The sequence below is a fragment of the Calditerricola yamamurae genome, from assembly GCF_054654135.1.
This window is the reverse complement of record NZ_BAAIFH010000003.1, coordinates 45284-63351: the sequence shown is the minus strand read 5'-3', so window position 1 is coordinate 63351 and position 18068 is coordinate 45284. Positions and strand designations below refer to the sequence as shown.

The following is an 18068-nucleotide window of genomic DNA, read 5'->3' as shown; positions in this document are numbered from 1 at the left end:
GAGGCGGGCTGGATGACGGTGATTATCGGCTGCGGCAACTTGCTCCGGAGCGACGACGGCGTGGGGCCGATGCTGGTGCGCCGGTTGTGGGAATGGGGGCCGCCTCCCGGGGTGCGCCTGGCCGACGGCGGAACCGCCGGCATGGATGTGGCCTTTCAGATCGGGGATGCCCGGGAGCTGATCCTCGTCGACGCCTGCCAGACGGGAGCCGAGCCGGGCACCATTTTCGAAATTCCGGGGGAGGAGGTGGAAACGCCTCCTCTCTCGGCTGTCAACCTGCACGATTTTCGGTGGGATCACGCCCTTGCTTTTGGCCGCTGGCTCCTGAAGGATCGCTTTCCGGAGAAGGTGACGGTCTTCCTGATCGAAGCAGCGACCGTCGATCCCGGATTTGGCCTTTCTCCGGTTGTCGAGGCGGCCATGGAACGCCTGGCGTCGGAGCTGATGCGGCGCTTGGGAGGGAGCGACCGTGAACCTTGAGATCACCACGACCGGGCTGCTGCTTAAGGTGCGCAACACGCGCGACGATCGGAGTCTCTTGGTGCACCATCTGCTGCCCGAGGGCGTTGAACCGGGGGTGCGCGAGGCGCGGTGGGACGGCGAGGCGGGCGCCCTGCGTATCTCGCTTGTTCTCTCAAAGGCTGGAAACCGGTAATGTTGCCGCTGGATAAGGGCAAAGGAGGCTGCAGCATGCTGCGTCCGCAACCGATCGGTGTGTTTCCCGGCACGGCAGGGTTGTTGCTCCTGCCGCCTGTCCCGGAAGCCCCGGTATTGTTGCCCGAGCTGTTGCGCGGGCGGCTTCCCGAGCGATGGCCGGAAGCATGGGGGTTCTTCGCCCGGGCCGTGGAGGGGGAGAACGAAGCCTCCCTGTTATCGGCGTTGCCGGAAGGGCCGGAAGGTGTTTACAACCGCTTCGTTCTGCAACCGGATGCGGAGGTTTACGTGTGGGCCACGGAGCGCCTGGGGGGCGACTACGCCCGGCTTTTGGACGCAGTGGCCTGGCGGATGGGTCTGGGCGCGGCGCCTCCCGATCTGCGGGAGAGCGACGGGGAAATCCGCGCGTTTCTCCTGGCAACCCAGGGGTATGACGCGCTTCAGCAGGGGGATTGGGCAACGGGCTACGAGCGGATCCGGACCGCGGCGGAGGCGGCGGAAAGGGTATCACCCGTCTTTGCGGCCCGGCTGTACGCCGAAGAGGCCGCCATCCGGCAGATGCGGGGCGACGACGGGGAAGCGGTCATCGCCGGCTTCCGCAAGGCGCTCGAGCTTTTGGAAGGCACGGCCTTCCGGGAAGTCCGGGCGGAACTGTGGTTCCAGCTGGGAACAGCCTACCAAAGTCGTGCGGACGGCCGAAAGGGTCCTCTGCTGGAAGCGGCGCGATGTTACCAGGAGGCGCTCAAGGTGTTCCGGCGGGAAAGCCACCCCGAGGCCTACGCCATGGCCCAGATGAATCTGGCCCTAACCTACCTCGCCATGCCGCCCCTCGACCGCGGTGCGCGCTTGCGCGTCGCGGTGGCTGTCCAGGGGTTACGCGAAGCCCTGCGCGTCTTCCGCAAGGACACCCACCCCGAGCTATGGGCGAGCGCCACGGTGAACCTGGCCAACGTCCTTCAGCAGGTGCCGACGGCCCACCTCGAAGCCAACCTGCGGGAAGCCGTGGCCTTGTACGAGGAAGTCATGACCGTGCGGCGGCTGGAGGACGACCCGGTAGGGTACGCCCGCGTCCTGGCCAACCAGGGCAATGCCCTGGCCCATCTGGGGGCCTTTTCCCGGGCCGTGCCGCGGCTTCAGGAGGCGCGCCGCCTGTTCCTGGAGCATGGGGAAACGGACGCGGCCGCGGCGGTGGACGAAGTGCTCGGGGAGATCGCGCGCCTTCGCCGGCGGCCGGCGTCGGCGGAAGCCGTGGCGGAAAGGGGAGAGGAACGCCATGGGACCGCATGAGCACCGGGATGCCCCCAACAGCCATCACGACAACTTCGAGGCGCTGGCCGCCCGCGTGGACCACGCGCTGGAGGCGCTCAAGGGGTTACCGGAGGACGCCCGGAGCCGGGCCCTTGAACTGAAAGAAGCCATCGAGGCGTTCCACCGACACGCGCTGCGCCAGCTCGTGCGTTCCTTGCGCGCAACGGAACCGGGTACAGAGCTGCTGCTCAAGGCGGTGGAAGATCCCGCCGTTTACGCCCTGTTCCTCATGCACGGCATCATCAAGCCGAATCTCTTCACACGCGTCGCCGCCGCCTTGGAAGAAGTGCGCCCGTACATGCGCTCCCACGGCGGCGATGTGGAGCTGGTGAAGGTGGAGGACGCCACCGTCTACGTCCGCCTTCACGGGGCCTGTTCCGGTTGTTCCCTGTCGATGCGGACGTTACAGGAAGGTGTGGAAGAGGCGGTCAAGGCGCGCGTGCCAGAGGTCCAACGCGTGGAAGTGGTGGCGGAGGAGGGGGTGTCCGGATTGATCCCCGTACACGAAGTGGGGAACCTCGCGAAAAGCGGTTGGATGGAAGGCCCGCCCCTTGAAGCGTTTGAAGACGGTCGTCCTCTTCGCTTCCAAAAAGCAGGCCAGGATGTGCTGTTGGTCCGCGTGGGAACCAAGATCATGGCCTTCCGCAACCAGTGCCCGCATCTGGGGATGCCCCTGGATCGAGGACCCGTGGAAGGGACCGTCATCACCTGCCCGTGGCACGGGTTTCGCTTTGACCTGCTGACGGGTGAATGCCGGACCGCTCCTCACGTTCAGTTGGAACCGTTCCCTGTCCGGGTGGAGGGAAACCGGGTATGGGTGCGCCCCACATGAGGGCGGAACCCGTACGCTGGCTGGGGGCACCGGCTCCAGGGGGATTGGCGCTGCCACCGGCCCGGCCGGACCGGGTCCAGCTCTACGCGCCGCGAGGGGTGTATGTGGACGAGCGCGTGGTGGTGGTGGCCGACACCGGCAATCATCGCGTCCTCATCTGGTACGGGTGGCCCGAAGCGGACCATGCGCCCGCCGACGTGGTCGTGGGGCATGACGACTTCGAGACGGAAGGTCCTGGCCTCTTGCACTTGCCCACCGGGGTGGCGGTGGTGGAAGGCCGTCTGTTTGTGGCCGACGCCTGGCACCACCGCATCTTGGTGTGGGACACCCTCCCCAAGACGAACGGCCAGCGGCCCGACGACGTCATCGGCCAGCCCGACTTGCGCGCGACGGCCCCCAATCGGGGCGGCGGCGTCGGTCCGCTGGGGTTTTTCTGGCCCTACGGGTTTGCCTATGTTGGCGGGTGGTTCTTCGTGGCGGACACGGGCAATCGGCGGGTGCTTGGCTGGCGGGGAGTGCCGGAGGGCGAACGCATGCCCGACCTCGTCCTGGGCCAACCGGACCCGTATACCGGCGCGGAAAACCGTGGTCAGGGGGTCGGGGCCAACACGTTCCGTTGGCCCCACGCCGTGGCGGGAGACGGCGACACGCTGTACGTGGCCGATGCCGGCAACCACCGGGTGCTGGGCTTCACCCCACCCCCGGAGGCGGATCGCCCAGCCGACTTGCTGCTTGGCCAAGAAAGCTTTACCCAGGCCTTCGAGCTCCCCCATGTCCCCCAAGGTCCGCGGCGCCTCCGGTTTCCGTATGGTGTCACCGTATGTCGCGGCCATTTGGCGGTGGCGGATACCGCCAACAACCGCGTGCTCCTTTTTCCCGGTCCCCCGCGCAGGGGGGTGTACCGGGAGGCGACCCTCGTAATCGGACAAGACGATTTTGACGGTTCGGGCGAAAACCGCTGGCAAGCGGTCAGGCGGGACACCCTTTGCTGGCCCTATGGCATTTGGGGCCACAAGGATCTGCTGGCCATTGCCGATTCGGGCAACAACCGCGTCATGCTCTGGCGCCTGGTATCGGCTTGAGGAGAACGGGCCCCGTTGTGTTGGCGGGCGATGAAGGAGGAGGGGCGTTTATGTGCTTGGCCATACCCGGTCAGATCGTGAAACTGCTCGATGAAGATCCGCACTATGCCGTCGCGGATGTGTCGGGTGTGCGGCGGAAAATCAACGTGGACCTGCTCAAGAACGACGGCGTCCGGCCCGGCGATTGGGTGCTAATCCACGTCGGCTTTGCCATGAGCAAGATCAGCGCCGAGCAAGCGGTAGAGCAGCTGCAACTCCTGGCGATGCTGGGGGAAGCGGACGAGGCCCTGCAGGAGGTTCGCGGTTACCGGTTTGATGACGGAGCACCAGCGGATGCCGCCGCCGGTGCAGACATCGGCGGGGCGGAGAAAGGGGAGAACAGGCGGTGACGACCCCGTGGGGGATGGCCGTTGGTCGGGCCTTGGAGGTGCCGGAGCGATGAAATACGTCGATGAGTTCCGCAACCCGGAGTTGATTCGGAAAGCGGCCGAAGAGATCTGCCGGTTGGTGGATCCGGACCGCCGGTATCGCATCATGGAGGTGTGCGGAGGGCACACCTATTCCATCTACCGGTTCGGACTGCAAAAGCTGCTTCCCGAGAACATCGAGCTGGTTCACGGGCCGGGGTGCCCCGTTTGCGTACTGCCCATGGGGCGCATGGATGACGGGCTGGCCATCGCTGAGCAACCCAACGTCATTTTCACCGCTTTTGGGGACCTCATGCGGGTGCCCGGGCGCCGCGGCAGCCCCTTGGAGCTGCGCGCCAAGGGGGCCGATGTGCGCATGGTGTATTCTCCTCTGGACGCATTGAAGCTGGCCCTCGAGAACCCGGACCGCGACGTCGTCTTTTTTGCCATCGGTTTTGAAACGACAGCCCCGTCCACGGCGCTCACCCTCCTTCGCGCCCGGGCCACAGGCGTGCGCAACTTTTTCGTCTTTTCCAACCACGTCCTCATTCTTCCGGTGATGCAGGCGATATTGGATGCGCCGGACCTGCACATTGACGGGTTTATCGCCCCCGGGCATGTCTCGACGGTCATCGGGGCCGGGGCCTACGAACAGATTGTCCGGAACTATGGCAAGCCGGTGGTCGTATCCGGTTTTGAGCCGCTGGATCTACTGCAGTCCATCCTCATGTTGGTCAGGCAATTGCGCGACGGGCGCGCCGAAGTTGAAAACCAATATGCCCGTGCCGTCTCCTGGGAAGGGAATCGCCCGGCCTTGCAGGCGATGGCCGAGGTGTTTGAGGTGCGCCCGGTCTTTGAATGGCGCGGCCTCGGCGGGATTGCGCAGTCGGCCCTGAAGCTGCGGGCCGCGTTTGCGCCGTGGGATGCCGAGGTGCGCTTTGCCGTGCCGGGGGTCCACGTGTCCGATCCCCAGGGGGCCCCATGCGGCGAGGTGCTCAGAGGGGCCCTGAAACCCCACCAATGCCCGTTTTTTGGAAAGACGTGCACCCCCGAACACCCCGTCGGTGCCCTGATGGTGTCGTCAGAGGGCGCCTGCGCCGCTTACTATCACCACGTGTTTCAGCGCCAAGCGGTTGGCGAGTGAGAGCGGGAACCGTTGGGACACGAGGAAAAAGGAGGGATGGAAATGGATGCGTTTGTCCTGTTCGGGGTTGCGCTGCTCCTTGGCATGCGGCACGCGCTGGATCCCGATCATGTGGTGGCCGTGTCCACCTTGGTGGCCGAAGAGCGCCGCCTCTGGCCGGCCGCGTGGCTTGGCTTCGTGTGGGGCATCGGCCATTTGCTCTCCATCGCCGCGGTGGGTCTGCCGTTGCTCCTCTTCCGTCTCCAGTTGCCGCCGCGCTTCGAGGATATGGTGGATGTGACGGTGGGCGCCCTTCTGGTGTTGCTGGGAGTTGTGACATTGTGGCGCGTGGCGCGGAGCCGCATCCACTTTGATGCCCACGCCCACGGCGATGTCGTTCACGGCCATTTTCATTGTCCCGGTCACCAGCACCCCACGGTCAAACTGGTGCGCCGCCAGTGGATCACCTTTGGGTTTGGCGTGGTGCACGGCCTTGCCGGCAGCGGGGCGGTGGCCGTCCTGGCCCTGCAGGCGTCGCCCGGCCTCAGCGCTGCGACGCTTTGGCTGCTCCTGTTCGGATTGGGCACGGTCCTCGGGATGTTCGCCGTAACCCTGTTCGTGGCCGCGCCGGCCCTGACGGTGGCCTCCCGCAGGTTCGCCGTACAGGCCGGGATCCGCACTCTGGCCGGCCTGGTCAGCCTTGTGTTTGGCGGCTACATGGTCGGGACCTTGCTTCCGGAATTGCTGGCCTGATCAGGGTCATCTGAGGAGAGAAGAGGCGTGGGGATGGAAGCTTGACAGTCCGGGGGAGGCAGAGTACAATACGAAAACAACTAAACTTAAAAAATATTAAGAAAATAAGGAGGATGGCCGTGGTCACGAGCACGATGATGGCCTATCCACTCACGCTGACGCACCTGCTGGAGCGAGCAGGCAAGCTGTTTGGCCCGGTGGAGATCGTCTCGCGCCTGCCGGATATGACCCTTCACCGCTACACGTACGCCGATTTTGTTCGCCGGGCCAACGCCCTCGCGGAAGGGCTGCAGCGGCTCGGCTTGGCCAAGGGGGATCGGGTCGGGACGCTGATGTGGAACCACTACGCCCACCTGGAAGCGTACTTTGGCATCCCTGCCGCCGGCGGCATGCTCCACACGCTCAACCTGCGCCTGCATCCGGATGAGATCGCTTACATCATCAACCACGCCGAAGACCGGTTCCTCATCGTGGATGATGTGCTGGTGCCGCTGTTGCGTCGGATCCAGGACCGCATCCGCGTGGAGCGCATCTTCGTCGTGCCCCTCACCGGACAGGACGTGCCCGGGGGCTATGACGATTACGAGGCCCTCTTGGCCGCCGCTACGGGCGACTTCGCCTATCCTGACCTAGACGAGAACGATCCGGCCGGCATGTGCTACACCTCGGGGACGACCGGCCGCCCGAAAGGCGTGGTCTATTCCCATCGCGCCCTCGTGCTGCACTCCTTTGCGGCGGCGCTGGCTGACACGCTGGCCATCTCCCACCGCGACACGGTACTCCCGGTGGTGCCCATGTTCCACGCCAACGCCTGGGGCGTCCCCTTTGCGGCCACCATGGTTGGCGCCAAACAGGTGTTTCCGGGACCCCATCTCGATCCGGAGAGCCTGCTGGACTTGTTCGAAGGGGAAGGCGTCACCTGTGCCGCCGGGGTGCCGACGATCTGGCTCGCCGTTCTCCAGGCCCTTGACCGGTCCCCCGGGCGCTGGTCGCTGCCGCCGGGCATGCGCCTCGTCGTCGGCGGATCGGCCGCGCCCGAGGCGATGATCCGCGGGTTTGACCGCCACGGCCTGCGCGTCATCCACGCGTGGGGCATGACGGAGACGACGCCGCTGGGGACGGTCAGCCACCTCAAGTCGTACCTGGCGGACCAGCCGGAGGAGGAGCAGTACGCCTACCGGGCCAAGCAGGGCATTCCCGCTCCCTTCGTGGACGTGCGCGTGGTGAACGACGCGGGCGAGGCGCCGTGGGACGGGAAGACGATGGGCGAGCTGCAGGTGCGCGGGCCGTGGGTGGCGGGAAGCTACCACAACCACCCCGGTGCGGCGGACAGCTGGACGGCGGACGGCTGGTTCCGCACCGGCGACGTGGCCACCATCGACCCCCACGGGTATGTGAAGATCACGGACCGCGTCAAGGACCTCATCAAGTCGGGCGGCGAGTGGATTAGTTCGGTGGACCTGGAGAACGCCCTGATGGCCCACCCGGCCGTAGCTGAGGCGGCGGTGGTCGGCGTGGCCCATCCCAAGTGGCAGGAGCGCCCCTTGGCCGTGGTGGTGAAAAAAGAAGGCGCCGAGGTGACACCGGAGGAATTGCGGGCGTTTTTGGCCGATACGTTTCCCAAATGGTGGCTGCCCGATGCCTTCGTCTTTGTCGAGGCCATTCCGCGCACATCGGCCGGGAAATTCCTCAAGGCCAAGCTGCGCGAGCAGTATCGAGACATCTTCGGGACGGCCGCCGGTTAGCCGCCATCCCGGGAGAAGGGGGCATGCCGATGAACGCGATTTGGCGGAACACCATCGGGGACCTGATCCGACGCACCGCGCGGCGATGCGGCGACCGCGTGGCGTTGGTGTTCGGGGGGCGCGCGTGGACGTACCGGGAGCTGGACGCGGCGGCCGAGCGGCTGGCCGGCCACCTCCTTGCCGCAGGCCTCGAGAAGGGCGACCGCGTCGCTGTCTACGGGCGCAACTCCGACGCCTACGTGCTCCTGTGGCTGGCGGCGGCGAAGGCCGGGCTGGTGCACGTGCCCGTCAACTTTGCCCTGACCGGTGACGAGCTGGTCTACATTGTCAACCAGTCGGGCAGCCGTGCCCTGTTTTACGATCCCGCCGGGGCCGGAGCGGTGGAGGATGTGCGCGAGCGGTTGGGCGTAGCGGTGTACGGCACGCTGTGGGGCGGGGACGGGCTCGACGTCCTGCGCCTTGCCCGCGTCGACCCGCCGGTTCTGCCCGACGGCAACCTCGAGGAGACGGACCTCGTCCAACTCCTGTACACCTCCGGTACGACGTCGTTGCCCAAGGGGGCGATGATGACGCACCGGGCCCTGATGTACGAGTACATGAGCTGCATCCTGGCCCTCGATTTTGCGGCCACGGACCGCGTGCTGCACGTCATGCCCCTCTACCATTCGGCCCAGTTGCACGTCTTCCTGATGCCCTATCTGCTGCTGGGGGCGACAAACTGGCTGCACGGGGCCCCCGACCCGGAGCGGGTGCTCGCCACCATTGAAGCCGAGCGGATTACCAGCTTTTTTGCCCCGCCCACGGTGTGGATCGCCCTGCTTCACCATCCGGACGTTGTGCGGCGCGACCTGTCCTGCCTCCAGAAAGGATACTACGGCGCGTCGATCATGCCCGTCCCGGTGCTCGAGCGGTTCCGCCGGCAGTGGCCCCAGCTTTCCCTGTACAACTGCTTCGGCCAATCGGAGATCGGCCCTCTGGCCACCGTGCTGCGCCCGGAGGAGCACGACGAACGGCCTGCGTCGGCGGGCAGGCCGGTGCCCTTCGTCGAACTGCGCGTTGTCGACGAGGCCATGCGCGATGTGCCGCCGGGCGCGATCGGCGAGGTGGTGTACCGCTCGCCGCAGCTGTGCACCGGGTACTGGGAAAAGCCGGAGGAGACGGCGGAGGCCTTTGCCGGCGGCTGGTTCCACTCCGGCGACCTGGCCCGCGTCGACGAAGCGGGGTACATCACCGTGGTCGACCGCAAGAAGGACGTGATCAACACCGGCGGCGTGCTGGTGGCCTCGCGCGAGGTGGAGGAGGTCCTGTACACCCACCCGGCGGTGAAGGAAGTGGCCGTCATCGCCACGCCCGACCCGAAGTGGATCGAGGCTGTCACCGCCGTCGTGGTGGTGAACGAGGGCGCGGCGGTGAGCGAGGAGGAACTCATCGCCTACGCGCGGGAGCGCCTGGCGCCCTTCAAGGTGCCGAAGAAGGTGCACTTCGTGGCCGACTTGCCGCGCAACGCGTCGGGAAAGATCCTCAAGCGCACGTGGCGCGAGCGGTTCGGCGCGCCCGCGTAAAGTGGATGTCCCGCCGTTCTCGCCGGATAGGGGGCGGCGGGTACGGCGTTGCTTTCCCTGAATGACTGTTCATTCAACGTCGCGGTGTCGTACGGGGCGGAGCACAGGCGTCGCCGCAAGCCCATGGGACGGCGCGACTGCAGAGGAGGGGGCATATGGACTTTGCGCTGACCGAGGAGCACCGGCAGGTGCAAGCGTTGGCGCGCCGGTTTGCACGGGAGGTAATCGCGCCGGCCGCGGCGGAATGCGACCGGACAGCCCGCTTTCCCCACGCCATCGTCGAGGAGGCCCGTGCCCTGGGCCTGGTCAACCTGCTGCGCTTCCCGCGTCCTGCGGCGGCACCGGGGCCACGCCGGTGGAGCTGGTGGTCGTGGCGGAAGAGCTGGCCTGGGCGTGCACGGGCATCGCCGCGGCCATCCTCCTGAACAACCTGGTGGCCGATGCGCTGACCCTGGCCGGCACGGAGGCGCAGCAGAAGGCGTACGGCGCGCGCCTGGCTACGGGGCTGGGGGCATACGCGCTGACTGAACCCGATGCGGGGTCGGATGTGGCGGCCATCCGGACGCGGGCCGTGCGCAGGGAAAGGGGATGGGTCCTCCGCGGGCGGAAGACGTGGATCAGCCACGCCCCGGAGGCCGACTTCTTTGTGGTCTTTGCCAAAACCGATCCCGACGCCGGCCACCGCGGGATCAGCGCGTTTCTGGTGGACCGTCACCGCCCGGGCGTTTCGGTTTCCCCGCCCCTCCCCAAGATGGGGCAGCGGGCATCCAGCGCGGCGGAAGTGGTGTTCGACGACGTGGAGCTGGCGCCGGACGCCCTGCTGGGGGAGGAGGGCAGCGGGTTTCGCCTGGCCATGCGCGTCTTCGACCGTTCGCGTCCCATGGTGGGCGCCCTCGGCGTGGGGCTGGCCCAGCGCGCCCTCGACGAGGCGCTGGCCTACGCCGCGGAGCGGGAGGCCTTCGGACAAAAGCTGCTTGCCTTCCAGGGTGTCGGCTTCAAGCTGGCGGAAATGGGCATGCGCACGGAGGCGGCCCGCCTGCTGGTGCGTCAGGCGGCGTGGAAAGCGGCGGCGGGCGCGCCCAACACCCTGGAGGCCGCCTACGCCAAGACCTTTGCTGCCGACACGGCGATGTGGGCGGCGGTGGAAGCGGTGCAGGTGTTCGGCGCGTACGGCTACAGCGCGGAATTTCCCGTGGAGAAGCTGATGCGTGACGCCAAGGTGCTGCAGATCTACGAAGGAACCAACGAAATCCAGCGTACGATTATGGTGCGGGAGCTGGCGCGCCGAGCGGGTGCCATCCACGCCAGCGGAAAGGAGCGGTGAACATGGGCGAACCGGTGATTGTGGATGCCGTGCGAACGCCCATCGGCAAAAAGAACGGCGCCCTGCGCCACGTGCGTCCGGACGCGCTGTATGCCCACGTCCTCAACGCGCTGCTGGCGCGCACGGGCGTGGACGGGGCGCTGGTCGACGACGTCATCACCGGCTGCGTGACACAGACGGGGGAGCAGGGGGCCAATGTCGGCCGGCTGGGCGTGCTCTTGTCCGACCTGCCGCACACGGTGCCGGCGGTGACGCTCAACCGCATGTGCGGCTCCAGCCAGCAGGCCATCCATTTCGCCGCCCAGGCCATCGCCGCAGGCGACGCGCGCGTGGTCATCGCCGGGGGCGTCGAGGCGATGACGCGGGTGCCGATGTTTTCGGACATCGGCGGCGGGTTCGAGACGCTGAACCCAGCGTTGCACGACAAATACGAGCTCGTGCACCAGGGGGAGTCGGCCGAGCGCATCGCCGAGCGGTTCGGGCTGAGCCGGGACGACCTGGACGACTTTGCCTATGAGAGCCACCGGCGCGCGGCGGCGGCGACCCGCGAAGGGCGGTTTTCGGACCACCTGGCGCCCCTTACCGGGCTGGACGCCGGGGGCGAGCCCTTCCTTTTCGAGCACGATGAGGGCATTCGCTTTGCGCCGGACCGCGAGAAGATGCGGGCCCTTACCCCGGTGTTTCGCCCCGATGGCGTCGTCACGGCGGGCAATGCCAGCCAGATCTCCGACGGGGCGGCGGCCGTCCTCCTCGCCGATGCCGACACGGCGCGGGCGCTGGGGCTGAAGGCGCGGGCGCGCTTCCGGGCACGGGTGGTGGTTGCCGGCGACCCGACGCTGCAGCTCCTCGAGGTGATCCCGGCGACGGAAAAAGCGCTCGCGCGGGCGGGGCTCACCTTGCGCGACATCGACGTGGTCGAGATCAACGAGGCTTTTGCCAGCGTGGTGCTGGCGTGGGCGCGGGCGCTGCAAGTGGATCTGGAGAAGGTCAACCCGAACGGCGGGGCCATTGCCCATGGCCACCCCCTCGGGGCCACGGGGGCGGCCCTCATGGCCAAGCTGCTTTCCGAGCTGGAGCGCTCCGGCGGGCAGTTCGGCCTGCAGGTGATGTGCATCGGCCACGGCATGGCCACGGCAACGGTGATCGAGCGCCTGGCGTGACGGCGCCGGGCATCGTGCCGGTCGGGCGCCGGGAGCGGCGCCGGAGAAACCCTCGCGAGGAGGAGGTTGGCCCTATGGATGTGCGCGGCATCAGTGCGATTGTAACGGGCGGCGCGTCCGGCCTGGGAGCGGCAACGGCGCGGGCCCTGCATCTCCTCGGGGCGACGGTGGTGATCGCCGACGTGCGCGCCGAGGCGGGGGAGGCCCTGGCCGGAGAGCTGGGCGACGGCGCCCTGTTTGTGCCCACCGACGTGACCGATCCGGCTGCCGTGGAGCGGGCCATCGATGCGGCGGTGCGGCGCGCGCCGCTCGGCGTCCTCGTCAATTGCGCCGGGATTGGCTTGGCCCAGAAGGTGCTGGGCAAGGAGGGGCCCCATGACCTGGCCGCCTTTGAGCGGGTTATCCGCGTCAACCTGGTCGGGACGTTCAACGCCCTGCGCCTGGCCGCGGTGGCGATGCGGGGCAACGCACCGAACGCGGATGGCGAACGCGGGGTGATCGTCAACACGGCATCGGTGGCCGCCTTCGAGGGCCAGATCGGCCAGGCAGCCTACAGCGCCTCCAAGGGCGGGGTGGCGGCCCTCACGCTGCCCGCGGCGCGGGAGCTGGCCGCCTACGGAATCCGCGTCGTCAGCATCGCGCCGGGCATCTTCGAGACGCCGATGCTGGCCGGGCTATCCGAACCGGTGCGCCGTTCCCTCGGCCGGCAGGTTCCGTTCCCCCAACGTCTCGGACACCCGGAGGAATACGCTGCGCTGGTGTGCCACATCGTGCAGAACCCGATGCTCAATGGCGAGACGATCCGCCTCGACGGCGCGCTGCGCATGGCGCCGCGGTAAGCTCGCACCCGCGCTACGCCTTGGGGCATGCCCGCTGGCCGTTCACGGCCTAGGAAAGGAAGACGTCTTTGTTCCGCGGCCTAGCGATGCTTTGTCGCTGGGCCGTCTCCTTTGAGTGTCGGCATGGGCGCTGTCTGCGCCGATTTCGTGAGAAATGGGACTAAGATATAGCCCGAGTCGGTGAAAGATCCATCGCAAACCGCGGGGGCTTGGTTGTGGTTTAAGGGGAAGGATTTGTCGAAACATGCTGTCGAAGTATGTTAAAGCATTTCTAACCGGCTAGGGATTGACGTATGCTATTTCCAGGGTTATTGATATATTTATACCTCTACAGGTGATAAGGTAGGCGATGCAAATGTTTATATTAATCATGCCTTGTTTAGAAACAAAAAATTAATACACGTAGAAAGTAAGTTATTTTTATTTAACGAAATTTGGATATTTTACGCGAATAACTTCAAATTATTGAGGGATACATGGGTTGCTGAGGCTTTGTACGTTAAACATAATAATAGCAAAATAACTACTTATGGTGGTAATTTAGCTATTGAAAGGAGAGGGAAAGTCATCTCGGGTTATATTAGCGCTAACGAAAATTCTGTTCTTTTTACTGCTGGGCCTGAAGCAATAACATTAGAAAGGTTGAAAAATATAATTCAAGATGAAGAAGAGAAATTTTCCACCTATGCTGCTGATCCGGGAAGTGGATCCATAAGTGACCCCAACCTCCGTGCTGTTATTTACCAAAACGGTGTTTATGCTCATCTAGTAGGGTCTCCTCAATTAAGCGCACAAGAAAATGATTCAGCTTATACTTCACGAGTGTGGTTAGATAAAGAATTGCCATCAACGCAGGTTTTAACTAAAGTAGAACATTTTATCGACCCAACAGATTACAGCTCTGGTGGTTTGAGTGTTAGAAATGTCTATCCCAATGGAAAAAGTGGATCAATACAGATTAGTATTCAGTATGCATATTTTGGCGTCACCTTAAACTTCCCTGTTAGTTCATCATCTGGAGAAGCAAATGGTAGAAGCAGGAGTTTCATTACACTTGTGAATAATAGCATTTGGGGATGGAACAAATCTAATTATCTTTATGATAACTATAAGAATAAAACTGGGATTGCTGGAGACTTTTACATATACATGATGGGTGGATCGAAATCTGGTAATTTATATTCCGGATCATGGAGTGTTAAAGTCACAATTTATGATTCGTTAAATCGATTTTACTTTACTCGTGGAGGGTCATCAACATTCAGTGTAAGAGCTAGATAGTATCAAAGTAGAAGGCGGGGGTTGTCCCTACTCTCTCTCTTTTTCACAAGACTTAATGCATTCGGAAAAGGACGTGATCGGCAAAACGATGTTTCGCAACAAGAGACTCTTTTATGGAATAACATCTGTGCTGTTATTGTTGGCTTTCTACGAAACGGCTGCCTTTCTTGCGCGCCACATTCAAGAGACCTATTTGTTTCACCCCATGACTTTTCGACAAGACCACATCACCAACAAAAAATGGTCAGCGTACAAACAACCCGTGCGTGTGGAATACGGGGTGGTGCGTGGTCGTTCGTGGAAAATCCGGTTTGTCATTGGAGAAGCGGAGGCGCGTACGATCATAAAAGAACTCAAACGAGGAACGTGGACGCCCAACGAGCGCCTTCCGGTAAACGGCAATGGGGAACAGATGGGATGGGTGCGCATCGTCACCTATGTTCCCGGAAAGGAACTGGAATGGAAGGTGCGAAAAGTATTGTTGGAATTTCACGGCGATGTTGCCGAAGGCGTTTACGCTGTCAACGGCGGTGTCGTTCGAGTGCCGGAGGAGCTCAAGGAATTGCTGCGGGAACGGTTCAAACAAACCGAGATCCAACCGACGGTGGTGTTGCCCTTTGAAACAAGCGGAGAACCAACACTCCCGTTAAGGAGCCTTCCTACAACAAAACAAACGGGCGTTTGAACAGAACGCATACCTCCGCGATGTGCTTGCCAAGCACTCGGGTGAGCATCCTCACGCTACGGGTTATGCATACGGCTGATTCGGATTTTCCCAAATCGTGATAATGCCTTGCGGTTTTTGGGTGCTTTGCTGATGGAGATGGACGAGAAGTGGGCCAGAGGCAATGGAAAAGCCCGGAGACGATCCAAACCTCCGGCGCCTTTTCTTCATCGGGAAAACTGTGGTAGGGTAAAGGTCGGACCAGATGCTGCCCCAAACGATGGGGCCAAGGGGAAGGAGCAAATGGCGTACGACGTCATCGTGGTCGGCGGCGGACCGGCCGGGCTGATGGCCGCCGCCGCAGCCGGCCTGGGCGGGGCGCGTGTCCTGCTGCTTGAAAAGAAGGACAAGCTTGGCCGCAAGCTGGCCATCTCCGGCGGCGGGCGCTGCAACGTGACGAACAACAAGCCCATCGACGAGCTGATTCGCCACATCCCCGGCAACGGCCGGTTTTTGTACCGCGCCCTGTCCACCTTCGGTCCGCGCGAAATCATCTGCTTTTTCGAGGAGCTGGGCGTGCGGCTCAAGGAAGAGGACAACGGGCGCATGTTCCCCGTCTCCGATCGGGCCAAGGACGTGGTGGCCGCCCTGGTGCGCCGGGTGCGTGAGGCGGGGGTGACCATCCGCCTCCATGCGCCCGTGGCCGAGGTGATCTACGAGGGCGGGCGCGTGCGGGGCGTGCGCCTGGTGTCGGGGGAGGTGGCCTGCGCCCGTGCCGTGGTGGTGGCCGTGGGGGGCATGTCGGTGCCTCACACCGGGTCGACGGGCGACGGCTACGCCTGGGCACGGGCCGCCGGGCACACGGTGACGGAGCTGTACCCCACCGAGGTCCCGATCACGTCGGACGAGTCCTTCATCCGCGACCGGCGGTTGCAGGGGCTGGCGCTGCGCGACGTGGTGCTCACCGTGTGGCACCCGACGAAGGGGAAACCCCTCGTCGCCCACCGCGGGGACATGCTCTTCACCCATTTTGGCCTGTCCGGCCCCGCCGCGCTGCGGTGCAGCCAGTTTGTAGTGAAAGCGCGCAAGGAGACCGGCGATTTGCCGGTGACGATCACCGTTGACCTCTTGCCCGACTGGACGGAGGAGCAGCTGCAGCGCGAGCGCGACCGCCTGACCCGCACACAGCCCAAGAAGGCGCTTAAGAACGCCCTCAAGGCCTTCCTGCCCGAGCGTCTGGCGCCGCTCGTCCTGGAGCGCGCGAAGATCCCCGGCGACGTGACGTGTGCCCACGTGTCGAAGGTGGCGTGGCGCGAGATCGTGCGTCTCGTCAAGGCGTTTCCCGTTCGCGCCACGGGCACACGGCCGCTGGAAGAGGCCTTTGTCACGGGCGGCGGGGTGCACGTGAAGGAGATCGACCCGCGCACGATGCAGTCCAAGCTCATGCACGGTCTCTATTTCTGCGGGGAGATTCTCGACGTGCACGGGTACACCGGCGGCTACAATATCACCGCCGCGCTGTCGACGGGGTATGTGGCCGGAACGAGCGCCGCGGAGCAGGCCCTGGCCGAGCGTGCCGGCGCGGAGGCGGAGCCGCGTGCGGCGGGGGAGGGTGCCGCTTCTTCCTTCACGGGTTCAGGGTCGGGGAGCGCGACGCGGGGCGGAAGGAGAGGAGAGGGCCGTGCCGAACAAGGTGCTGATTCGCGGCGGGACGATCTACACCTTTGATCCCGCCCATCCCGTGGTTACCGCCCTGTATGCCGAAGACGGGCGTATCGTGGCGGCGGGCGACGACGCGGACCTGCGCCTCCAGTTCGGGCGTCCCGGCGTGGCCGTGATCGATCTCGAAGGCGGTGTGGCGGTGCCGGGCCTTACCGATAGCCACGTCCATCTCCTCGGCGTGGGGCAGCGCCTGTCCCGACTCGACCTGTCGGGCGCACCGACACTGGCGGCCCTGCTGGAGCGGGTGCGCGCCGCCGCTGCGCGGACGCCGCCGGGGAAGTGGATCGTGGGGGTAGGGTGGGACGAATCCCACCTTCTCGAGCGGCGCCCGCCCACGCGGGACGAGCTGGACGGGGCGGCGCCCAACCACCCGGTACTGCTTGTTCGTATCTGCACCCATGCCGCCGTGGCCAATAGCGCGGCGCTGCGCTTGGCGGGTATCACCGCCCAGACGCCCGATCCGCCGCGCGGGCGCATTGTCCGCGACGGGCGGGGCCGGCCCACCGGTCTCCTGCTGGAGGCGGCCCGCTGGCAGGTGGAGCGCGCCGTTCCGCCGCCGACGGAGGACGAGCTGGTGGCCATGTTGCGTGCAGCCGTCCGCGCGGCGCTGGCATGCGGACTTGTGGCTGTGCATACGGAAGACGTGGGTTATTTTGGCGGTTGGTCGCGCGTGCGGCGTGTCTATCAGCGCCTATGGGAGGAGACGCGCTTTCCCCTGAGGGTGACGCAGCTCGTGTCGTTCCGTTGCCTCGACGAGTGGCGCGACGCGCGCGCCGCAGCCCCGGACGCGGAGCCGCCGTGGTTTCGCACGGGACCGGTCAAGCTCTTTGCCGACGGGTCCCTCGGCGCGCGCACGGCACACCTGCGGGAGCCCTATGCCGACGATCCGGAAAACCGCGGCGCAGCCGCCTGCGATGACGAGGCCCTGCGCGACAAGGTGGCCCGCGCCCGCGCGGCCGGCCTCCCCGTCGCCGTGCATGCCATCGGCGATGCGGCGCTGGAGCAGGTTCTGCGCGTGCTGGCCGACGTGCCGCCGCGGCCCGGCCAGCGTGACCGGTTGATTCACCTGTCCCTCACCGCCCCTGATTTGCTGGACCGCTTGGCGCGCCTTCCCGTGGCCGCCGACATCCAGCCGGCCTTCGCCGCCGACGACGCCGGGTGGATTGCCCAGCGCCTCGGCCCCCGGCGGCTGCGCTGGGCCTACGCGTGGCGCTCGCTTCTCGCCACCGGTATTCCCTGCGCCGGCGGTTCCGACGCGCCCGTGGCGCCCCTCAACCCGATCACCGGCATTCACGCCGCCGTTGTTGGGGGCCGCACCGCCGCCGGACCCGTCCCGGTTGCTGGGGAAACGCTGGACGTCGAAACGGCCCTTCGCCTCTACACCGTCGGCGGTGCGGCCGTGGCCGGGGAACTGGGGGAACGGGGTACCCTGTCCATTGGCAAGTGGGCCGATTTGACCGTATTTACGGGTGATCCCCTCGCCGCGGGGAGGCGCGACCCCGCCGTGCTGCTTGGGCTGCGTGTCGCCATGACGATTGTGGAGGGGCAGGTGGGCTATCCCCCTTTTCAATTGCACCGCCTTTCACTATGTTGAAAGTAGAAGGCATGTTGG

General features: G+C 65.2%; 18 protein-coding genes. All 18 read left to right on the top strand.

What is annotated here, in order from left to right; genetic code table 11:
- Positions 1–12: 12 nt before the first annotated feature.
- Positions 13–480 carry a hydrogenase maturation protease gene (locus ACYQ0Z_RS00420; RefSeq protein ID WP_459863305.1) on the top strand — a complete coding sequence of 156 codons (468 nt, stop codon included), beginning with the start codon at positions 13–15 and terminating at the stop codon, positions 478–480.
- Entirely contained in the window at positions 470–655 is a 186-nt protein-coding gene (locus ACYQ0Z_RS00415; protein WP_459863303.1) for a hypothetical protein, read from the top strand. The genes ACYQ0Z_RS00420 and ACYQ0Z_RS00415 overlap by 11 nt, the downstream gene beginning before the upstream one ends.
- Positions 656–690: 35 nt before the next feature.
- Positions 691–1941 carry a tetratricopeptide repeat protein gene (locus ACYQ0Z_RS00410; RefSeq protein ID WP_459863301.1) on the top strand — a complete coding sequence of 417 codons (1251 nt, stop codon included), beginning with the start codon at positions 691–693 and terminating at the stop codon, positions 1939–1941.
- On the top strand, positions 1928–2794 hold the full coding sequence (locus ACYQ0Z_RS00405) for a NifU family protein (protein WP_459863299.1): 867 nt from the start codon (positions 1928–1930) through the stop codon (positions 2792–2794). The genes ACYQ0Z_RS00410 and ACYQ0Z_RS00405 overlap by 14 nt, the downstream gene beginning before the upstream one ends.
- Positions 2791–3876, top strand: a complete 1086-nt coding sequence (locus tag ACYQ0Z_RS00400) for an NHL repeat-containing protein (protein ID WP_459863297.1) — start codon at positions 2791–2793, stop codon at positions 3874–3876. The genes ACYQ0Z_RS00405 and ACYQ0Z_RS00400 overlap by 4 nt, the downstream gene beginning before the upstream one ends.
- Before the next feature lie 50 nt (positions 3877–3926).
- Positions 3927–4265 (top strand): HypC/HybG/HupF family hydrogenase formation chaperone, encoded by a 339-nt coding sequence (locus ACYQ0Z_RS00395; RefSeq protein ID WP_459863295.1) that lies wholly within the window; start codon positions 3927–3929, stop codon positions 4263–4265.
- Positions 4266–4314: 49 nt separating this feature from the next.
- Positions 4315–5427: a hydrogenase formation protein HypD gene (gene hypD, locus ACYQ0Z_RS00390; RefSeq protein WP_459863293.1), complete on the top strand. Its 1113-nt coding sequence runs from the start codon at positions 4315–4317 to the stop codon at positions 5425–5427.
- 42 nt (positions 5428–5469) lie between these two features.
- Positions 5470–6159, top strand: coding sequence for a HoxN/HupN/NixA family nickel/cobalt transporter (locus tag ACYQ0Z_RS00385; RefSeq protein ID WP_459863291.1), 690 nt, complete (start codon positions 5470–5472; stop codon positions 6157–6159).
- A gap of 134 nt (positions 6160–6293) precedes the next feature.
- Positions 6294–7904: a long-chain fatty acid--CoA ligase gene (locus ACYQ0Z_RS00380; protein WP_459863703.1), complete on the top strand. Its 1611-nt coding sequence runs from the start codon at positions 6294–6296 to the stop codon at positions 7902–7904.
- Between the two features lie 29 nt (positions 7905–7933).
- Complete coding sequence (locus ACYQ0Z_RS00375; RefSeq protein ID WP_459863289.1) at positions 7934–9466, top strand: acyl-CoA synthetase; 1533 nt, start codon at positions 7934–7936, stop codon at positions 9464–9466.
- Between the two features lie 155 nt (positions 9467–9621).
- The gene (locus ACYQ0Z_RS00370; RefSeq protein WP_459863287.1) at positions 9622–9891 is read left to right on the top strand and encodes an acyl-CoA dehydrogenase family protein; all 270 of its coding nucleotides are present in this window, start codon (positions 9622–9624) and stop codon (positions 9889–9891) included.
- The gene (locus ACYQ0Z_RS00365; protein ID WP_459863285.1) at positions 9822–10790 is read left to right on the top strand and encodes an acyl-CoA dehydrogenase family protein; all 969 of its coding nucleotides are present in this window, start codon (positions 9822–9824) and stop codon (positions 10788–10790) included. Before ACYQ0Z_RS00370 ends, ACYQ0Z_RS00365 begins: the two co-directional genes overlap by 70 nt.
- 2 nt (positions 10791–10792) lie before the next feature.
- Positions 10793–11950 (top strand): thiolase family protein, encoded by a 1158-nt coding sequence (locus ACYQ0Z_RS00360; RefSeq protein ID WP_459863283.1) that lies wholly within the window; start codon positions 10793–10795, stop codon positions 11948–11950.
- Positions 11951–12024: 74 nt separating this feature from the next.
- Complete coding sequence (locus ACYQ0Z_RS00355) at positions 12025–12789, top strand: 3-hydroxyacyl-CoA dehydrogenase (protein WP_459863281.1); 765 nt, start codon at positions 12025–12027, stop codon at positions 12787–12789.
- Positions 12790–13281: 492 nt separating this feature from the next.
- On the top strand, positions 13282–14070 hold the full coding sequence (locus tag ACYQ0Z_RS00350) for a hypothetical protein (RefSeq protein WP_459863279.1): 789 nt from the start codon (positions 13282–13284) through the stop codon (positions 14068–14070).
- Between the two features lie 73 nt (positions 14071–14143).
- On the top strand, positions 14144–14755 hold the full coding sequence (locus tag ACYQ0Z_RS00345; RefSeq protein ID WP_459863277.1) for a hypothetical protein: 612 nt from the start codon (positions 14144–14146) through the stop codon (positions 14753–14755).
- A 282-nt stretch (positions 14756–15037) separates the two neighbouring features.
- Complete coding sequence (locus tag ACYQ0Z_RS00340; protein ID WP_459863275.1) at positions 15038–16462, top strand: BaiN/RdsA family NAD(P)/FAD-dependent oxidoreductase; 1425 nt, start codon at positions 15038–15040, stop codon at positions 16460–16462.
- Positions 16416–18050 carry an amidohydrolase gene (locus tag ACYQ0Z_RS00335; RefSeq protein ID WP_459863273.1) on the top strand — a complete coding sequence of 545 codons (1635 nt, stop codon included), beginning with the start codon at positions 16416–16418 and terminating at the stop codon, positions 18048–18050. The genes ACYQ0Z_RS00340 and ACYQ0Z_RS00335 overlap by 47 nt, the downstream gene beginning before the upstream one ends.
- The last annotated feature ends 18 nt before the right edge of the window (positions 18051–18068 follow it).

Excerpts from the sequence above, each read along its gene's own strand:
- ACYQ0Z_RS00420 (WP_459863305.1), top strand. The coding sequence starts at position 13 with ATGACGGTGATTATCGGCTGCGGCAACTTGCTCCGGAGCGACGACGGC.
- ACYQ0Z_RS00410 (WP_459863301.1), top strand. The coding sequence starts at position 691 with ATGCTGCGTCCGCAACCGATCGGTGTGTTTCCCGGCACGGCAGGGTTG.
- ACYQ0Z_RS00405 (WP_459863299.1), top strand. The coding sequence starts at position 1,928 with ATGGGACCGCATGAGCACCGGGATGCCCCCAACAGCCATCACGACAAC.
- ACYQ0Z_RS00400 (WP_459863297.1), top strand. The coding sequence starts at position 2,791 with ATGAGGGCGGAACCCGTACGCTGGCTGGGGGCACCGGCTCCAGGGGGA.
- ACYQ0Z_RS00395 (WP_459863295.1), top strand. The coding sequence starts at position 3,927 with ATGTGCTTGGCCATACCCGGTCAGATCGTGAAACTGCTCGATGAAGAT.
- hypD (WP_459863293.1), top strand. The coding sequence starts at position 4,315 with ATGAAATACGTCGATGAGTTCCGCAACCCGGAGTTGATTCGGAAAGCG.
- ACYQ0Z_RS00385 (WP_459863291.1), top strand. The coding sequence starts at position 5,470 with ATGGATGCGTTTGTCCTGTTCGGGGTTGCGCTGCTCCTTGGCATGCGG.
- ACYQ0Z_RS00380 (WP_459863703.1), top strand. The coding sequence starts at position 6,294 with ATGATGGCCTATCCACTCACGCTGACGCACCTGCTGGAGCGAGCAGGC.
- ACYQ0Z_RS00375 (WP_459863289.1), top strand. The coding sequence starts at position 7,934 with ATGAACGCGATTTGGCGGAACACCATCGGGGACCTGATCCGACGCACC.
- ACYQ0Z_RS00370 (WP_459863287.1), top strand. The coding sequence starts at position 9,622 with ATGGACTTTGCGCTGACCGAGGAGCACCGGCAGGTGCAAGCGTTGGCG.
- ACYQ0Z_RS00360 (WP_459863283.1), top strand. The coding sequence starts at position 10,793 with ATGGGCGAACCGGTGATTGTGGATGCCGTGCGAACGCCCATCGGCAAA.
- ACYQ0Z_RS00355 (WP_459863281.1), top strand. The coding sequence starts at position 12,025 with ATGGATGTGCGCGGCATCAGTGCGATTGTAACGGGCGGCGCGTCCGGC.
- ACYQ0Z_RS00340 (WP_459863275.1), top strand. The coding sequence starts at position 15,038 with ATGGCGTACGACGTCATCGTGGTCGGCGGCGGACCGGCCGGGCTGATG.